Origin of the sequence: Bradyrhizobium oligotrophicum S58, assembly GCF_000344805.1 — a bacterium.
GTDB classification, from domain to species: domain Bacteria; phylum Pseudomonadota; class Alphaproteobacteria; order Rhizobiales; family Xanthobacteraceae; genus Bradyrhizobium; species Bradyrhizobium oligotrophicum.
In genome coordinates, this window is sequence record NC_020453.1 from 4,257,523 (window position 1) to 4,273,964 (window position 16,442).

The window sequence follows — 16,442 nt, forward strand, 5'->3', positions numbered from 1 at the left end:
GTACGAAGTTCGCCTAACGGCTGTTTAATGCACGCCCTTCGACACAGCTGCAATTTTAGGCAACTGCCTGTATAGGTCATGAGCTTCCCCCACTTTCCTGTGATTTCCCCGTTGTTCTGACCGGATTCCAGTGGGTTCCGTCGATGGAACCTGCTGGCTGGTCGGAGTTGCTATAGATTCGGCGGCGTCCGTTTCGAATCGCTGCGCTGCAAGCGAGGCTCCGCGCGCCATGGCACCATCCGCCCTTGCACTGCCCCTGAGCGCCCCGCCGGCGTTCCTCGGCGTGCGGCTTTCGCTGACCAATAAATTGTGGCGCGACCGCCTGGATGCGCGGGGCGCGGCGCGGGCGCTCGCCATCGTGCAGCGCCATCAGCTGCCGGAGATGCTGGCGCGGGTGCTCGCCGGGCGTGACGTCGGGATCGAGGAGGTCAACGACTTCCTCGACCCCACCATCCGCAAGATGATGCCGGATCCGTTCACGGTGACGCAGATGGAGGCGGCCGCCCAGCGCATCGCCGATGCCGCGATGAAGGGCGAGAAGGTCGCGATCTTCGGCGACTACGACGTCGACGGCGCGACGTCGGCGGCGCTGCTCGCCTGGCACCTGCGCCATTGCGGGCTCGATCCGCTGATCCACATTCCCGACCGCATCTTCGAAGGCTACGGGCCGAACGTCGAGGCCATCCGCGCGCTCGCGGCCAAGGGCGCGACTTTGCTCGTCACTGTCGACTGTGGCACCACCAGCCTCGAGCCGCTGGGGGAGGCGCGGCGGCTCGGCATGTCCGTGGTCGTGATCGACCACCATCAATGCGGCGAGGAGCTTCCGGAGGTTGACGCGCTGGTGAATCCGAACCGGCCCGACGATCTCTCCGGCCTCGGCTATCTCGCCGCCGTCGGGCTGACGCTGGTTACGCTGGTCGCGGTCAATCGCGAGCTGCGCGGCCGCGGCTTCTGGAGCAGCACCCGGCCTGAGCCGGATCTGCTCTCCATGCTGCATCACGTCGCGCTCGGCACCGTCGCCGACGTCGCGCCGCTGATCGCACTCAACCGCGCCTTCGTCGCCAAGGGCCTGATCGCGCTGCGCCGGCGCGACCATGTCGGGCACACCGCACTGATGGATGTGGCGCGCCTCAACGGTCCGCCGGAGGCCTGGCATCTCGGCTTCATGCTCGGGCCGCGCATCAATGCCGGCGGCCGCATCGGCCGCGCCGATCTCGGCGTGCGGCTGCTGCTGGAGAGCGACGTCTCGGAAGCCGCGCGCATCGCGGCCGAGCTCGACCGGCTCAACAGCGAGCGCCGCGTGATCGAGCAGCACGCCGAGGCGCAGGCGGAGGCCGAGGCGCTGGCCTCGCTCGGGCTGGAGGACAAGGGCGCCGTCATCGTCACCGCGTCGGAAGGCTGGCATCCTGGCGTCGTCGGCCTGGTCGCCTCGCGGCTGAAGGAAAAGTTTGCGCGTCCCGCCTTTGCGATCGCGCTCGAACCGGGCGGCATCGGCACCGGATCGGGCCGCTCCATCCCCGGCGTCGATCTCGGCAAGGCCGTGCGCCACGCGGTGGAGCAGGGCATCCTGATGAAGGGCGGCGGGCACGCGATGGCCGCCGGCGTCACCCTGCGCAAAGAGCGGCTGGCGGAGTTTCGCGCCTATCTGGAAAGCGCGCTCGCGGCTGACGTCGCCGATGCGCGCCACGTCAACGAGATCCTGATCGACGGCGCCATCAGCGCGCGTGCGGCAACGCCGGAGCTGGTCGCGACGCTCAATCGCGCCGGTCCCTTCGGCAGCGGCAATCCCGAGCCGATCGTGGCGCTGCCGTCGCATCAATTGGTCTATGCCGACGAGGTCGGGCAGGCGCATCTCAAGCTGCGCTTCAAGTCCGGCGACGGCGCCACCGTCAACGCCATCGCGTTCCGCTCCGTCGGCCAGAAGCTCGGCAATGCGCTGGTTCAGCATCGCGGCGACATCCTGCATGTCGCCGGCACCCTCACCGTCGACCGCTACCAGGGCGTCGAGCGCGTGCAGTTGCGCGTGCTGGATGTGGCCGTGCCGGACCATGGGCCGGCGACGATCAGGTAGCAGCCCAAACACGGATGTCGTCCCGGACAAGCCATGTCGACGCTTCGCGTCGGCATGGCGCCGATCCGGGACCCATATGCCGCAGCAGATGTTGTGAGAACGAGCTGGTCATTGACGCTTTTGCCTCGCACGGCTCCCTGTGGGTATGGATCCCGGGTCGGCGCCCCACGCGCTGCGCGCGGGGGGCTTGCCCGGGACGACAGCGGAATGTGTGGGACGCATCGCGGCTCGCATGACCGTTCGATCTCGCCGCGCATTCGCGCCCGAGTGATGCATCAACAAAGCCCTCATGGATGAAAGAGGGCGCAGGGAATGCCGGGTGAAGGCCTCACCCATGGCCCGCCTGCAAACAAAAGCAGGCGGCAGTGACCACAGGTAGGCCGATCAACCGGCATTCCCTGCGCGATGGTTTTCACGCTTATACGCGATCTCCCCGGTGTCCGGCTTGTTAGCCACCGTCGCCCTCGGGGGTCATCATCCCCCAAGAGCCTGGCGCCAGCATCGGGGCGCCAGGACCACGCGACTTCACGTCCGCAACTTGCCGTTCGTCCGCGCGCATGAAGCACGCTGCGACAAGATCGCGGCCACCGCATCCCGCCCTCCACGTTCATGACGATCGCGAAGCGCCCCTCTCATGAGGACGAGACAAGGATGTTATTTCCGATTTTCGGAAGAAAAGCAAGTGGAATTTTCCGGCCGGTCGGACGATTGCCGGCATCCGTCTGATGCTGCGGGTGAAATTGATGATCGTGCGCCGGTGCCCGTTGCGCACCGCGCGAGGCGCGGGGCTCGTGACCTCTGTACGGTCTGTCCGCCGTCCACTAGGCTCCCGACGTTGCGTTTTTCGACGAGCCGATTGAGAGTGTGCATGCGACGTCTGCCTGTGGTGTTCGGAGCGCTCTTGCTGGGGTCGTGTTGGGCGCTCGCCGAACCGGGCCGGCATTGGCAGGCGGCAGGGCCGGATGAAAAGCCCTGGTCTGGATCTATCGCCCGCGAGGTGCAGGAGTTCGCGGTCGAACAGAAGCCGACGGCGATCATGGTCGTCAGGGACGACGACATTGTTGCCTCATTCGGGGATCTTGGCGCGAAGGTCAATGTCCGGTCCGTCCGCAAGAGTCTGCTGAGCGCGTTGTATGGCATCGCCGTCGAAGACGGCCGGATCAACCTCGACAGCACGCTTGCCGCGCTCGAGATCGACGACGTTCCACCGGCCCTTTCGCCGGCCGAGAAGACCGCGACGGTTCTTCAGCTGCTCATGGCACGCTCCGGAGTCTATCATCTCGCGTCCTACGAGACAGGCCTGATGAAGCAGGGCCGGCCGGCGCGCGAGAGCCATCCACCGGGCAGCTTCTGGTATTACAACAATTGGGACTTCAACGCACTCGGCACGATCTACCGTCAGTCCGTCGACGACGTGTTTGCGAGCTTCGAGAAGCGGATCGGCCGGCCGGTCGGCATGGAGGATTTCTCGGCAGCAGACGGCGTGTACGTCAAGGAATCCTCCTCGTCGCATCCGGCCTACGTGTTTCGGATGAGTGCGCGAGACCTGGCGAGGTTTGGTCTGCTGTTCCTGAACGGCGGACGCTGGAACGGAGCGCAACTGATCCCCGCGCAATGGGTGACGGCATCGACCACCCGCGTTTCGGACGCCGAGCAGCCCGGACGGGGGTACGGCTATCTCTGGTGGACCTTCAGCAGCGCACGATCGGACATCAGCGGTTTTTTTGCTTCCGGTTACGGCGGACAGCTGATCGTGGTCGTGCCGTCCAAACGCCTGGTCCTGGTCGAACTGGTGGACCTTGCCGTAAACAAGCAAGGTATTCGCACGCAGCGTTTTCTCGATCTCGTCGACAAAATCAGCGCATCGGTCCCTTGAGCAAGACGGCGATGGCCATAGCGATCAACCTTCGATCCGATCATGCCTCTTCGGGCGAGATCGAGCGGCTGTGGGACCAGGTCGCGGTGTTCGAGGACTCCCCGTCGATGCGCGAGCTGGGCTACCGGCCTCATGTCACATTCGCGATCTATGATGCGCCCGAGGTCGATGTCGAGACGGCTTGGCGCGTCATGCGCGCGGCCGTTCAAGGCGACGCGGCGCTGCGGATCGCGTTCAATCGCGTGAGATGGTTCTCGCACCCTCATTGCGTGCTGTGGGCCGAACCTGAGATGAACCCGACGCTGTCCAGATGGCATGCATCGATCTCGGCAGCGATCGATCCGATGCTTTGCCGCCCTCACTATCGTCCGAGCGCGTGGGTGCCTCACTGCACGCTGGGCACGCGGATCTCGGACGATCGTCGTCAGGATGCGATGGCGTTTGCGCGCGCGTTCGTCGGCCGCTTTCACGTCGTGTTCGACGTTATTGATTGTGTCGTGTTTCCGCCCGTGCAGATCGTGGCGGAGCAAAGGCTGCCCAAGCCCTGATCATCAGCGCCGCCGCATCAGCGCGCTGAGATCAAAGTCGGGGGCATCTGTTCGACGGCGCCACAGCCGCGCGAAGGGGTGAAGCTTTGCACGCGCATCGCGCTTGCGGGACGATGCGCTGCCCGGCAAGCTGCCGCAGGGCTGGGGAAGGTTCGCGTGAGATGAAACGTGTTTCGTTAAAGTGCGTGGTCGTCGGCAGCGTCGTGGATATCCTGTCGACGAACCTCGCCATCTTCCCTGTCACGATCCTCGTCTTCATCTTCTCGGGACCGGCCGCGGCGGAGCTCGCGGCCTCCGATCCGCGCGCATTGATGGCGAGCAATCTCTTCAAGGCGTTGTCGTTCACGTTCGGCACCCTCAGCTCCGTGTTGGGCGGCTATGTGTCCGGGCGACTCGCCAAGCACGATCACATCTTGAATGGGGCTCTCTCGTCGATCCTGTGCATGGGGTTTGGCGTCTACGCGCTGCTCAGCGGTCGCGGAAGCCTCGTGGTGCAATTGGCGCTGTTCGCGTTGACCCCTCTGCTTGGCGCCGTCGGCGGATATCTGAGTGCACGCCGGAGCAAGCCGCAGTGACGGGCCCTGCAAGGGCGGCGCGGGAAGCGGCCCGGGCGGCGCGCCAAGATGAAGCTCAGCGCCAGGACGGCTTCGGCAGCTGATCCGGATTGAATTTCGGCGTCGACCGAAGAGCCTGGGGAGGCGCGACGTCGTCGGAGTCAGAGAACAGCAAAAGCGCCTCGAACGGGACGTCGGGAGCTTCCGCGGCATAGCCGGAGCATGTGACGGGCGTGCCTCGGCAGCAGCCTTCCAGGCTGAGCGTCAGCTCGTCGGGGCCGAACAGCGATGGCTGTCCCGGGGCGTGACGTTTCGTCTTGATGATGGCGGTAAACCGATCGCCATGCGCTTCGTAGCTGCCGGCATAGCTCAGCACGGTATCGCCGCCGCAGACCTTGCCGCCCACCAGCTCGACGATACCGGTTCCCTGGCCCTTGGGGGTCCTGAACCAGGCGGAATAGGTGCCTTCCTTCATCATCTGCCGTAGATCCCGTCGTTGGGTCGCGCGCATCGTTGTGCGACGCAAATTAAAGGAAGGTGAAAGCCACCATCCGAATCGGCACGGAACTCGGAAATTGTTCGTATGCAAACGATGAAGCGGGGGCTTCGGGCCGCTAGACTGGCTGCGGGCAGCGGTCGTCTCGGATCACTCAGCCTGATCGGGCGGAACCGCGCTGAGCCAGCCGTGCTCGACCCAATCGGCGGCCTCGCGTGCCCATCGGGTGACGGACGCGTCGTCGAGTGCGGCGTCGAACAGGTTCCAGCGATAGGCGTCGAACGCGTCGACGAAGGTGCAGCCCCACAGGTGCGGTCGCGTGCTTGCGATGGAGGCCTCGACCGGACCGCTCGAGGATCGCCAAGGCGGAATCGGAATGCCGCGCAGATGATCGGATGAGAGGTCCTGCTTGTAGAGTTGGGCAAGGCTTTCGAGCAGGTCGGCGCAGGCTGCCGCGTGATCGTAGCCGCCCGTCACATGCCCGAGCCAACGTGGCGCCAGCGCATCGATCGTGGGCGGCCCCTCCAGCGTCTGCACCAACGGCGAACTGATCCGACCGGCGGTGAAATGACAAAGGCCGTGGCAGGCGGCGGCGATCGCGATCATGAGGTGCGTCTGCAGGCGACTGTCGAACAGAATTTCGCGATCAGCTCGTCCGATCCATCCCGGACTCGTCTTGCGACCCATGACGTCCTGCCGTGTTGCGCGCAGGCTGTCCCAGTCGATGGCTGCGTTGACGTAGCTCGCGAGCTTCAACGTCGAGGGATCATCGACCAGGAGATTGGGCTGCCCGCGGATCCGGCTGTAGCGGTGCTCGAACAGCGGCAGGACGTCCGCGGCGCGTGCGCCCGCCTTGAGAGCCTCGCTGATCAGACACTCCTGGATGAGCGTCTCGAACGTGTAGAAGAACGCGATCGTGGTATCGACTATGAAGGCGGGAGAGTGATCGTCTCCTTCGCACCACGTCTGGCCGACGATGGCAAACGGGGTCAGCGCGTAGAGCGCTCGGTAATTGCGTCCGGGAATGCGTCCGTGCGGCAGACGTGCTAGGCCGGCGAGGATCGCCGCCAACCGGTTCGGATCACCGTTCCAGTGGCCGGCATGGCGGATCCACAGATCGGCACGATCCCGACGCGGCGGCGGGCCGAAACGCAGGCCGCTATAGCGGAACGGCAACTGCAGCGCGCAGCGAACGTGCCAATCGAAGTCGCCATCGGACATGCCGGCCATGGCGACCTTTTCCTCACTGTTGCGGCCGGGAGTCAGGCCGAGCGGCCAGCGCGCCGCCTCGTAGATCGCAACCTGCCGATCGAAGCGGAAATATTCAACGGGATCGACGAATTCCGACGACAGCCAGACCCGCACATTGTCATCGAACCGCGGCAGCGACGCATGCGGATGAGCCGGGCCGGGGGCTGCCGGGCCATCGGAACGATGTCGCGCCACGATCCGGACGTCGAACCGCTGATCGGATGATGAGGACATCGGCCGCTGCCTGATTTGAAGAGAGACGGCGCCAGCCTATCAGAATCGGGCAATGGATCTGAGTCGGGACCGCCACGTGAACGCGGCTGGCCATCGCCGTGGTAAACGATGTGCCTTCCGAGAAAGTTTGTCTGACGGGACCCAGCGAGCGTGATACGAACGAAACCAGATGCTTTTGAGAGATCAAGTCATGCCGTCCGAAGCCCGCTCGCCGCGTCTTGCCGTTCTGATCGATGCCGACAATGCCTCGGCCAAGATCGTGGACGGGCTGTTCGAGGAGATCGCCAAGATCGGCGAGGCCAGCGTGCGCCGGATCTATGGCGACTTCTCCAGCCCGCGCTCCAAGCCCTGGGCCGACACCTTGGCCAGGCACGCGATCGTGCCGCAGCAGCAGTTCGCCTACACGACCGGCAAGAACGCCTCAGACATCACGCTGGTGATCGACGCGATGGACCTGCTGCACAGCGGCCGCTTCGACGGCTTCTGCCTGGTGTCGTCCGACAGCGATTTCACGCGGCTTGCGGCGCGCATCCGCGAGCAGGGCATCGACGTGTTCGGCTTCGGCGAGCAGAAGACGCCGGAGAGCTTCCGACAGGCCTGCCGCAGGTTCATCTACACGGAGAATTTGCGCAACGATGCTGCAAGCAAGGATGCGGGTAGCGCAGCGGCGCCGAAGCCGCTGCTGCCGGTCACCGCGGCGACGCCGATGATCAAGAAGGTCATCACCCAGATGGAGAGCGAGGACGGCTGGGTCGCGCTCGGCGAGGTCGGGAAGCAGCTCTCCAACCTGGTGTCCGACTTCGACCCGCGGACCTATGGCTGCCGCAAGCTGAGCGATCTCGTGCGCAAGACCGGCGGCTTCGAGATCGAGGAGCAGTCCAAGGGCGGCGGCTCGGTGCGTATCCGCGTCAAGGCGGCGAGCCCGCCGCAGCCCAAGGCGACGGTCCCGCAGCCAAGAGCGAGGACGCCGAGGTCTGGACAGCGCGAGGCGGCAATCAAGGCGTAGTTCAGCCTGCTCGTCGAGAGTAGGGTGGGCAAAAAGCGGCCGCCGAAGGCGGCAGCGTGCCCACCGTTGGGTGGCATGCGCGGCGGCGAGATGGTGGGCACGGCGCCAGCGCGATCTGTCGTTGGGAGAGAGCAGTGCTGCGCCTTTGCCCATCCTCCCTTTCTTTGCCACAACGCAAGTCAGGCGATAGGAACGCGCGCTGTTTCGGCGCGACGACTGCGCTGCTCAGCCGCCCTGCCGCAGCTTCGCCAGCACCTTCAGCCCGCCATAGCCGTCAGCCGGCGCAATACCGGCTTTGGCCTGGAAGTCGCGGATCGCCTTCATGGTGTCGTTGCCGACGCGGCCGTCGGTGCCGCCGGTGTCGAAGCCGGCGGCGGTCAGGCGCTTCTGCATCTCCTGCACCTCGGCGAGCGTCAGCGCGCGTTCCGAGCCGGGGAAGGGTTGCAGGAAGGGCGGTGCGCCCAGGATGCGATCGCCGAGATGGCAGATCGCGAGCGCGTAGCTCATCGCCGGATTGTAGGACTTCACCGAGTAGAAATTTGGTCCGAGCAGGAAGGCGGGGCCGCCCTCGACCGGGATCCACAGCTGCGCTGAAGCGCTCGGCTGCGGGAACGGCTCGCCGTCGGCGCGGGTGATTCCGGCCGCTTGCCAGGTGGCATAGCTACGGCTGCCTGACATGTTGCCGGGCGCGCGCACCTCGTAGCCCCAATGCTCGCCGCGGTGATATTTGCCGCGGTTGACGAGATAGCGCGCGGTCGAGCCGAGCGCGTCGTCGGGCCGCCCGAACGGGTTGATCTTGCCGTCGCCGTCATAGTCGAAGCCGACATTGAGCCAGACTTCGGGCATCCATTGCGTGTGACCCATGGCCCCGGCCCAGGAGCCGCGCATCTCCTCCGGCGTGCTCCAGCCGCGGTCGACGATTTTCAGCGCGTTGGTGAGCTCGGTCTCCCAATAGGCCTTGCGGCGCGGCTCGTTCCAGGCGAGCGCGGCGAGTGCGGGAAACACCGGGCGCATGTGGTTCTGCTGCACCAAGGGATCGCCGAACGCGGACTCGACACCCCACAGTGCCAGCAAGGTGCCGCGCTCGACGCCAAAATCCTTCTCGATGCGCGCGAACAGCGCCTCGTTCTGCTTCAGCGCGATCTTGCCGTTGATGACGCGCCAGTCGGAGACGCGGCGGTTGACGTATTGCCAGAGCTGTTCCTTGAACTCCGGCTGGTTGCGCATTTCCTTGAACACGGTCATGTCCGGCTCGAGCCGCGCCATGACCCGGGTCCAGGTCGACTGCGAGATGCCCTTGGCGAGCGCGCGGGCACGAAAGCCGTCGCGCCAGGCCTCGAACTCGGCCGGCGCAGCCATTGCCGGGAGGGCAGGGACGAGCAGCGCGGCGGTGCCGAGGCCGGAGCGGAGCAGGGCGCGGCGGGTCAGGGAAGCGGGCTGTGAATCGGGCTGTGTCATGGCGGCCATTCTACCCGCTGCGGGGAGGGAACGGCAAAGCGGGAACTTTCACGCCTGATGGAGCTCGGCGGCGATCCGGGCGAGCCAGCGGCGGATGGTTGCGAGGTCCCGCCTGCTCAGGCCGCCGGTCAGCCGCCGCTCCAGCGCGGTGGCCTGGCGCCGCGCCTTGACGAGCAAAGCGAGGCCGTGGCGGGTCAGGTCCCACTGTAGCACCCGGCCATGCACGGGATGCGGCGTCCTGCGGATCGCACCGTCGCGCTCCAGATTGCCGATGATGACGTTGACGGTCTGCGGCGTCAGCAGGGCGACGCGGGCGAGGTCGGCACCGGACAGTCCCGGATAGGCCTTCAGCATCGTCAACACCACGAATTGCGGATGGGTCAGTCCGGTCGAGGTGAGCGCGCGGTCCAGCGACAGCCGCGCCGCGGCCTGCGCCTGGCGCAGCAGGTAGGCAAGGTAGCCGTCCTCGCCGCGCTTGCCCTCGCCCGGAGATGGTGGGCGGATCGGCCGCGCCGGTGGCTTTAACTTGCGCGGGGTGCGCGACGTCGTCGGCGCTCGCGAGGTCGTCAATGCCTTCGGCTTGCGCATGATATCAGAGCTCTGATAAGTTGACAGACATATGATAACACGAGAGACGCCACATGTCACATGCACGCAGCGAGTACAAGGACTTCAGGAGCCTGGCGCCGGAGCTCTATGACGCCATTCTTGCCGTCAGCCAGCAGGCAGCCAAGGCCGGGCTCGACAAGCAGCTGCTCGAGCTGATCAAGATCCGCGCGTCGCAGATCAACGGCTGTGCGTTCTGCGTGCAGCATCACGTGCTGCTGGCCGAGAAGCTCGGCGTCTCCGCCGACAAGATCAATCTCGTCGTGGCGTGGCGCGAGGCGCCGCAATTCTCGCCACGCGAGCGTGCGGCGCTGGCGTTCACCGAGGCGCTGACCACGCTGCAGGGGGGCGTCGACGACGAAGTCTATGCCGAGGCCCGGGCTGAATTCTCGGAGACGGAGCTGGTGTTCCTGACGTCGGCGGTCGGCGTGATCAATCTCTGGAATCGCTACGGCGTGGCCTTCCGCTGGACGCCGCCCGAGCGGCCGGCGCGCACAGCGCCTTGAGCTGCGGGGAACCGCAGCCGTGCCGAGCGGGTTATGCGTTAAAAGCAGAGGAGGCGCGCATGACCGGGACGAACGAACCGCTCAAGCCGGAGGATTTCCCGCTGGAGGCCGACAAGGAGCGCGTGCAACGCCAGGACGGCAAGCCGATCGCAACGACGAAGAACGAAGCGATGGCGCACGAGATTGCCGAGCGCCTCAATGCCGAGGAGCACCGGCGCGAAGAGGACAAGTGGTCGGCGTGACTCTTTCCCCGTGACGAACCGGGGTGAGCGTGCTGACATCAAGTGTGCGTGCTCGAATTCGTCCACACGGATCGCCAGGTTCGTTTCTTTGAGTTCGATTTGAACCAAGATAGTGCATCTTGCGCGGTGCACCTCGCCCCGCTTGCGGGGGCGCGAGCGAAGCTCGTCGTGCCCCCGTAAGAACGGGAGGCGAGGGAGCGCACCTTCGATGCCGGGCCATCTCTTGTCTCTCTGAGAGCTGCGGGAGACAGATGGCGGCTGCAATCAGCTCGAACTAATCAGCACGTCCCACGCTCAGAACGGATTGGCCGGCTGCGCGCGCTTGGGGCCTTCCGGCTTTGGCTCGACCGCAAGGCTGGGGTCGGTCGGCATCACGCGTGCCCCGGCGGCGCGGGCGACCTGGCCTGTGGTCGAGCGGCGCGCCTGTTCGGCGGATTTGATCTCGGGCGGATGCCAGCGGTCGCGCACCAGCATGGTGAGCGCACCGACGCATATGAGCGCGATCGCCGCTGACACCAGCGCCAGTCCGGTCCTGCGATGAGGCGTGCCTGTCGTCATCCGCGATCCTCCCTCCGACATCTAACCCGCAGCCTTGAGGGTCGGTTCCAGCAGGTCCGGCGGCCGCGCGGTGGTCAGTTGCGATCGCGCCCGGCGGCGGCGTCGGCGGCAGGCCCAAGCGGCGAGGATCCCTGCGGCGGCGTTCCGATGGTCCCGGTGGTCGCCGGGGGCGGCGTTGCCGCCATCTCAGAGCCGATCTCGCGGCCGCGGCCCCCGATCAGCCGCTCGTAAGCCGCGATCAGCGTCATATAGGGATTGACCCAGATCCAGCCGTCGCGCGTGAACAGCTGGACGTCGAAATGCAGATGGCGCGTGGTGCCGTTGGGATGGTCGAGATAGTTCGAAACCACGCCGATCGGCTCGCCCTCGCGAAGGCTGCGGCCGTTGAGCAGGCCGTCGGCATCCATCGCCGCGGGATTCATGTGCATGTAGCGGAAGCGGATGTGCTCGGTGCCGCTGTTGACCTGCACGGTGACGGCCTGTTGTTTGGTCGAGCGGATCACGACGCCGTCGCGCACCGCGAGCACCCGCTGCCGCCACGGGTCGCAGCCCTCGGTGCCGTCACGGCGCACCGGACAGGCGCCGGGCCTGAGATCCTGGCCCTGATGGCCGAAGCCGCTGGCGCACTGGCCGACATTGAAGTCACGTGCCTCGCAGAAATTGTCGCGCCAGGGATACTGGCTCCACGGCTGATCGAGCTTGTCGCTCGCGCGCCTGCGGCCGAACGATTGCGAGTGCACATAGGCCGGCGCGTCGAGCGGATAGCGGATCTGCGAATAGGCGGTGCGATCGGCGCGGCCGCTCTGGCCGCGCGCGCCTGAGTTGGCGACGATGTCACCGACCGGGCGATAGGTGAAGTCGGCGTCGAACGTCGGCGGCCGCTCAGCGGCGGTCGGGGCGATCTCAGGCGGGGTTCGCGACGGCAGGCCGCCGCCGATGCGCAGCGCTCGCAGAAAGCGCTCGGCGATCGGATAGGCCTCGCGGCAGGCGAGCCGGCGCGGCCGCGGCGCACTGTCGAGGCACTGGATCGAGACCACATAGGGCACGCCGAACCGCGTGAAGGCGTAGCGGACATAGCCCTCGCGGATGAAGCGGCGCAGATCGGGGTATTGCGCAGCGAGCGCCTTGACGGCGTCGCCCTTGCCATCAGCGGGATCGGCGACATCGTAGGTGACGAGCGATCCGGTGATCTGGATCTCGACCGGCTTGGCGAAGATGCGCGACGGCAGGCCGGAGGTCACGTCCGGCGCAAGCGAGAACACGGCGTCGTAGCCAGATGGGCCGGCGTCGAACAGGTCGGTCTGGAAGTCGGCCTGATAGCGCGGCAGGTCACGCGGCTCGATGGGGCCTTTGCGGCGCGCGACGAGATAGGTGGTGGTGTCGAACGGCAGCAAAACGGGGACCGGACTGCGTCCGATCCCCGTGAAGATGGCAGAGGTCACGCCGTTGAGCTGGACCAGCGCGGGTCTTCGTCGCGCATCGTCGGCTGGAATGCTGCGCCGGCGCGCTGACAGGGCGAAGTCGGCGGCGACCTCGGGCGCCGCGTTGAGCTCGGAGCGGAGCTGGTCCAGCGCCGCACGCCAATCGGCCCGGTTGACGGTGACGGCGGGCATCGCAAACCCATCCGCCGCGCGCCCCGTCGACGACGCGGCCAGCGTGATGATCGCCGCCAGGGCGGCGATGATGATGGTGACCCTTGCCCCCAACTCCCCCGCGCCCCCCGGCGTCAGATCATGCCGCTGCCCCGCCCATCAGCTTCAGTCCTTGGCGCGCTCGCAGTAGGAGCCGTCCTCGGTCATGACGACGATGCGGGTGCCGACCGTGATGTGCGCCGGCACGCCGGTCCGGACACCATTGGAGAGCACCGCCGGCTTGTACGACGACGACGCGGTCTGGCCCTTGGTGACCGGCTCGGTCTCGACCACTTCGAGCGTGACGCGCTGCGGCAGCGTGATCGACACCGGCACCACGTCGTGCATCGACAGCTTGACGGTCATATTTTCCTGGAGATAGGCCGCCTGATTGCCGACCACGTCCTTCGGCACCTGGACCTGGTCGTAGCTCTCCGGGTTCATGAAGTGGAAGCCGTCGGCATCCTCGTACAGGAAGGTGAAGTTGCGCTCTTCGATCGTCGCCTTCTCGACCTGGTCGGTGGTCTTGTAGCGCTCCGAGATCTTCACGCCGTCGCTGATTCGGCGCATCTCGATCTGGCTGACGGGCGTGCCCTTGCCGGGATGGATGTTCTCGGCGGTCACGACGACATAGAGCTTTCCATCTTGCTCAATGACGTTACCCTTGCGAATAGAGCTGGCGATGACTTTCAAAGCTGTTTTCCTGACACTGAAAGGGGGGCGCCGGACTGGGCCGGGGCGCCGCGCGACGCGGAATGCGGTTTCGGGCGGCAACATACTGATTTTGTCCGGGGTTGCCAGTCTTTTGCGGCCCGGGCAGGGGACCCTCTGATGTCCCGGGAGCCTGCGCCCTCGCCCTGGTGGTCGCCGCAGCGGCACGCCGATCTCAGGCCGTTCCTGAAGGCGCGGGCGGCCATCGTCCGTGCCTTGCGGGCCTGGTTCGAGGAGCAGGGCTTCACCGAGGTCGAAACCGGCATCCTGCAGCTGTCGCCGGGCAACGAGACCCACCTGCACGCGCCGCGGACGGAGCTGACCGACGCTGAGGGAACCCGGCATCGACGGTATCTAAGAACCTCTCCTGAATTCGCCTGCAAGAAGCTCCTGGCCGCCGGCGAGCGCCGCATCTTCGAATTCGCCCGGGTTTTCCGAGACCGCGAGCGCGGCGATCTGCACCTGCCGGAATTCACGATGCTGGAATGGTACCGGGCTGAGGCGCCCTATGACGCGATCATGGCCGATACGGTGGTGGTGATCGCCCATGCCGCGCAGGCGACCGGAATCCGGCAGTTCGGCTTCCGCGGCCGGACCGCCGATCCCTTCGCCGAGCCCGAGCTGCTGACCGTCGCCGCCGCCTTCGAGCGCCATGCCGGCATCGACCTGCTGGCGACCATTCGCGACAAGACGGGAGACCGCGACGGGCTGGCGGCCGTGGCCCACGGCAAGGTCAGGATCAGCGACGACGACACCTGGTCGGACCTGTTCAGCAAGCTCTTGGTCGAGCATGTCGAGCCGAAGCTCGGCAACGGGCGGGTGACCGTGCTGTATGAATATCCGGCGCCGGAAGCGGCGCTGGCGCGGGCCAAGGCCGGCGAGCCACGGGTGGCCGAACGGTTCGAGGTCTATGCCTGCGGCGTCGAGCTCGCCAACGGCTTCGGCGAGCTCACCGATGCCGCCGAGCAGCGCCGCCGCTTCGAGGACGAGATGGCGGAGAAGCAGCGGCGCTATGGCGAGCGCTACCCGCTCGACGAGGATTTCCTCGCCGCTGTGGCCGCGATGCCGCAGGCGAGCGGCGTGGCGCTCGGTTTCGACCGGCTGGTGATGCTGGCCGCCGGTGCCGTCAGGATCGATCAGGTGGTGTGGACGCCGCCGGCAGGTGAGCGATGAACAGGATCGAACGTCCCACGACGCTGCGAAGCGCCGCGGATCTGGTCGCACAAGGCCTCGCTGAGCCAAGCGAGCAGGCGGCACTCGAGCGCGTGGCGCAGCGCTATGCGGTCGCGGTGACGACCCACCTCGCCGACCTGATCGATACGAACGATCCCGACGATCCGATCGCGCGGCAATTCGTGCCCAGCCCGGACGAGCTGAAGGCAGCGCCCGGCGAGCGTGGCGATCCCATCGGCGATGACGCGCATGCACCAGTGCCGGGCATCGTGCACCGCTATCCCGATCGCGTGCTGCTCAAGCTCGTCCACGTCTGCGCCGTGTATTGCCGCTTCTGCTTCCGCCGCGAGATGGTGGGGCCGGGCAAGGACAACGCGCTGTCGGAGGAGGCTTATCGCGCGGCGCTCGCCTATATCCGAGGGCATGGCGAGATCTGGGAGGTGATCCTCACCGGTGGCGATCCGCTGATGCTGTCGCCGCGGCGGCTGAAGGAGGTCATGGCCGATCTCGCCGCCATCGATCACGTCAAGATCATCCGCCTCCACACGCGGCTGCCGGTCGCCGATCCCCACCGCATCACGCCGGCGCTGGTCGATGCGCTCAAGGTGCAGGGCGCGGCGACCTGGGTCGCGCTGCACGCCAATCATCCGCGCGAGCTCAGCGCAGAGGTGCGCACCGCCTGCGCGCGGCTGGTCGATGCCGGCATTCCCATGGTCAGCCAGTCGGTGCTGCTGCGCGGGGTCAACGACGATGCGGCGACCTTGGAAGCGCTGATGCGCGCCTTCGTCGAAACCCGCATCAAGCCGTATTATTTGCACCATGGCGACCTCGCGCCGGGCACCGCGCATCTGCGCACCAGCCTGGCGCACGGCCAGGAGCTGGTTCGATCGCTGCGCGGCCGCGTCTCCGGCCTGTGCCAGCCCGATTACGTGCTCGACATTCCCGGCGGCTACGGCAAGGCGCCAGTGGGTCCGCAATACCTCACTGCCAATGAATCTGTTGAGCAGGATCATGCCTCGGGTGCGCAAACGCGCTATCGTGTGATTGACTATTGCGGCGAGGTGCACCTCTATCCGCCCCCAGGCGAATGACGTGTCTCGCTGATTCCGCTGACACGGAGGAGCAACATGAAGAAATTTGCGATCGCAATGGGGCTCCTGATGCTCGTGGCCGATGGCGCTGCGCTGGCGCAGAGCGGCAGCTCGTCCTCCAGCAGCGCGGGATCGAAGGGCGGCATGTCCTCACAGGCGCCGGTCGGCCACCGCCAGGTGCGCCCGAGCGACCTGCCGAAGGCCGAGCAGGCCGAAGATAGTTCGATGAGCGGCGCCAGCAAGGAAGACCGCGAGCTCGACCGCAAGATCAAGAGCATCTGCCGCGGCTGCTGAGCAAGGACGGGTTTAGCCGGTCCGAGGCTCGCGTTCTGTTCGCAAGCTCTGCTGGCTGACGTTACGTCCAGAGCCTCCAGAACGCCGGCGTCCGTCAGGCTATGGGGACAAAGGGCACGACCGCAGCGTCGGGCAA

General features: G+C 66.4%; 17 protein-coding genes. 10 read left to right on the top strand and 7 right to left on the bottom strand.

Translation table 11 applies throughout. The annotated features are described in order from the left end of the window. The first annotated feature begins 229 nt into the window (after positions 1 to 229). The 4 genes from recJ (at position 230) to S58_RS18275 (ending at position 5,070) form a co-directional block, all read left to right on the top strand. Positions 230 to 2,071 carry a single-stranded-DNA-specific exonuclease RecJ gene (gene recJ / locus S58_RS18260; protein ID WP_015666836.1) on the top strand — a complete coding sequence of 614 codons (1,842 nt, stop codon included), beginning with the start codon at positions 230 to 232 and terminating at the stop codon, positions 2,069 to 2,071. Positions 2,072 to 2,957: 886 nt separating this feature from the next. Further along, positions 2,958 to 3,947: a serine hydrolase domain-containing protein gene (locus S58_RS18265; protein ID WP_244440600.1), complete on the top strand. Its 990-nt coding sequence runs from the start codon at positions 2,958 to 2,960 to the stop codon at positions 3,945 to 3,947. A gap of 107 nt (positions 3,948 to 4,054) precedes the next feature. Next, a complete protein-coding gene (locus S58_RS18270; RefSeq protein ID WP_244440601.1) occupies positions 4,055 to 4,495 on the top strand; it encodes a 2'-5' RNA ligase family protein in 441 nt (146 codons plus the stop codon). A gap of 185 nt (positions 4,496 to 4,680) precedes the next feature. Then, the gene (locus S58_RS18275; protein WP_042339833.1) at positions 4,681 to 5,070 is read left to right on the top strand and encodes a hypothetical protein; all 390 of its coding nucleotides are present in this window, start codon (positions 4,681 to 4,683) and stop codon (positions 5,068 to 5,070) included. A gap of 55 nt (positions 5,071 to 5,125) precedes the next feature. Here the strand turns inward: S58_RS18275 and S58_RS18280 are convergent, their stop codons facing one another. Further along, a complete protein-coding gene (locus tag S58_RS18280) occupies positions 5,126 to 5,527 on the bottom strand; it encodes a hypothetical protein (protein ID WP_015666840.1) in 402 nt (133 codons plus the stop codon). 168 nt (positions 5,528 to 5,695) lie between these two features. Continuing rightward, positions 5,696 to 7,030 (bottom strand): hypothetical protein, encoded by a 1,335-nt coding sequence (locus S58_RS18285; RefSeq protein WP_015666841.1) that lies wholly within the window; start codon positions 7,028 to 7,030, stop codon positions 5,696 to 5,698. A gap of 190 nt (positions 7,031 to 7,220) precedes the next feature. Here S58_RS18285 and S58_RS18290 point away from each other — a divergent pair, with 190 nt between their 5' ends. Next, entirely contained in the window at positions 7,221 to 8,036 is an 816-nt protein-coding gene (locus S58_RS18290; RefSeq protein WP_015666842.1) for an NYN domain-containing protein, read from the top strand. A gap of 225 nt (positions 8,037 to 8,261) precedes the next feature. On the opposite strand, the gene S58_RS18295 is transcribed toward S58_RS18290, so the two are convergent. Together S58_RS18295 and S58_RS18300 are read right to left on the bottom strand one after the other, a co-directional pair. Beyond that, complete coding sequence (locus S58_RS18295; RefSeq protein ID WP_015666843.1) at positions 8,262 to 9,494, bottom strand: lytic murein transglycosylase; 1,233 nt, start codon at positions 9,492 to 9,494, stop codon at positions 8,262 to 8,264. 48 nt (positions 9,495 to 9,542) lie between these two features. Further along, entirely contained in the window at positions 9,543 to 10,082 is a 540-nt protein-coding gene (locus S58_RS18300) for a MarR family winged helix-turn-helix transcriptional regulator (RefSeq protein ID WP_015666844.1), read from the bottom strand. A 53-nt stretch (positions 10,083 to 10,135) separates the two neighbouring features. Between S58_RS18300 and S58_RS18305 the strand changes: the two genes are divergently transcribed. After that, a complete protein-coding gene (locus tag S58_RS18305; protein WP_015666845.1) occupies positions 10,136 to 10,606 on the top strand; it encodes a carboxymuconolactone decarboxylase family protein in 471 nt (156 codons plus the stop codon). A 59-nt stretch (positions 10,607 to 10,665) separates the two neighbouring features. Then, a complete protein-coding gene (locus tag S58_RS18310) occupies positions 10,666 to 10,848 on the top strand; it encodes a hypothetical protein (protein ID WP_015666846.1) in 183 nt (60 codons plus the stop codon). Positions 10,849 to 11,142: 294 nt separating this feature from the next. Here S58_RS18310 and S58_RS18315 read toward each other — a convergent pair whose 3' ends face one another. From S58_RS18315 to efp, 3 genes are all read right to left on the bottom strand, one after another. Continuing rightward, the gene (locus S58_RS18315; RefSeq protein ID WP_015666847.1) at positions 11,143 to 11,406 is read right to left on the bottom strand and encodes a hypothetical protein; all 264 of its coding nucleotides are present in this window, start codon (positions 11,404 to 11,406) and stop codon (positions 11,143 to 11,145) included. A gap of 74 nt (positions 11,407 to 11,480) precedes the next feature. After that, a complete protein-coding gene (locus S58_RS18320; protein WP_015666848.1) occupies positions 11,481 to 13,112 on the bottom strand; it encodes a M23 family metallopeptidase in 1,632 nt (543 codons plus the stop codon). A gap of 51 nt (positions 13,113 to 13,163) precedes the next feature. Then, positions 13,164 to 13,730 (bottom strand): elongation factor P, encoded by a 567-nt coding sequence (gene efp, locus S58_RS18325; RefSeq protein WP_015666849.1) that lies wholly within the window; start codon positions 13,728 to 13,730, stop codon positions 13,164 to 13,166. 138 nt (positions 13,731 to 13,868) lie between these two features. Here efp and epmA point away from each other — a divergent pair, with 138 nt between their 5' ends. Genes epmA through S58_RS18340 form a run of 3 tightly spaced genes read left to right on the top strand, consistent with a single transcriptional unit; the run spans position 13,869 to position 16,306 of the window. Beyond that, the gene (gene epmA, locus S58_RS18330) at positions 13,869 to 14,921 is read left to right on the top strand and encodes an EF-P lysine aminoacylase EpmA (protein WP_015666850.1); all 1,053 of its coding nucleotides are present in this window, start codon (positions 13,869 to 13,871) and stop codon (positions 14,919 to 14,921) included. Beyond that, on the top strand, positions 14,918 to 16,012 hold the full coding sequence (locus tag S58_RS18335; protein WP_015666851.1) for a lysine-2,3-aminomutase-like protein: 1,095 nt from the start codon (positions 14,918 to 14,920) through the stop codon (positions 16,010 to 16,012). Before epmA ends, S58_RS18335 begins: the two co-directional genes overlap by 4 nt. 36 nt (positions 16,013 to 16,048) lie before the next feature. After that, positions 16,049 to 16,306, top strand: coding sequence for a hypothetical protein (locus tag S58_RS18340; protein ID WP_015666852.1), 258 nt, complete (start codon positions 16,049 to 16,051; stop codon positions 16,304 to 16,306). The last annotated feature ends 136 nt before the right edge of the window (positions 16,307 to 16,442 follow it).

What these genes read in the sequence shown, in the direction of transcription:
- S58_RS18280 (WP_015666840.1), bottom strand. Translation starts at nt 5,527, where the DNA reads ATGATGAAGGAAGGCACCTATTCCGCCTGGTTCAGGACCCCCAAGGGC.
- S58_RS18335 (WP_015666851.1), top strand. Translation starts at nt 14,918, where the DNA reads ATGAACAGGATCGAACGTCCCACGACGCTGCGAAGCGCCGCGGATCTG.
- S58_RS18305 (WP_015666845.1), top strand. Translation starts at nt 10,136, where the DNA reads ATGTCACATGCACGCAGCGAGTACAAGGACTTCAGGAGCCTGGCGCCG.
- epmA (WP_015666850.1), top strand. Translation starts at nt 13,869, where the DNA reads ATGTCCCGGGAGCCTGCGCCCTCGCCCTGGTGGTCGCCGCAGCGGCAC.
- S58_RS18290 (WP_015666842.1), top strand. Translation starts at nt 7,221, where the DNA reads ATGCCGTCCGAAGCCCGCTCGCCGCGTCTTGCCGTTCTGATCGATGCC.
- S58_RS18295 (WP_015666843.1), bottom strand. Translation starts at nt 9,494, where the DNA reads ATGACACAGCCCGATTCACAGCCCGCTTCCCTGACCCGCCGCGCCCTG.
- S58_RS18315 (WP_015666847.1), bottom strand. Translation starts at nt 11,406, where the DNA reads ATGACGACAGGCACGCCTCATCGCAGGACCGGACTGGCGCTGGTGTCA.
- S58_RS18270 (WP_244440601.1), top strand. Translation starts at nt 4,055, where the DNA reads ATGCGCGAGCTGGGCTACCGGCCTCATGTCACATTCGCGATCTATGAT.
- S58_RS18285 (WP_015666841.1), bottom strand. Translation starts at nt 7,030, where the DNA reads ATGTCCTCATCATCCGATCAGCGGTTCGACGTCCGGATCGTGGCGCGA.
- recJ (WP_015666836.1), top strand. Translation starts at nt 230, where the DNA reads ATGGCACCATCCGCCCTTGCACTGCCCCTGAGCGCCCCGCCGGCGTTC.
- S58_RS18340 (WP_015666852.1), top strand. Translation starts at nt 16,049, where the DNA reads ATGAAGAAATTTGCGATCGCAATGGGGCTCCTGATGCTCGTGGCCGAT.
- S58_RS18310 (WP_015666846.1), top strand. Translation starts at nt 10,666, where the DNA reads ATGACCGGGACGAACGAACCGCTCAAGCCGGAGGATTTCCCGCTGGAG.
- S58_RS18300 (WP_015666844.1), bottom strand. Translation starts at nt 10,082, where the DNA reads ATGCGCAAGCCGAAGGCATTGACGACCTCGCGAGCGCCGACGACGTCG.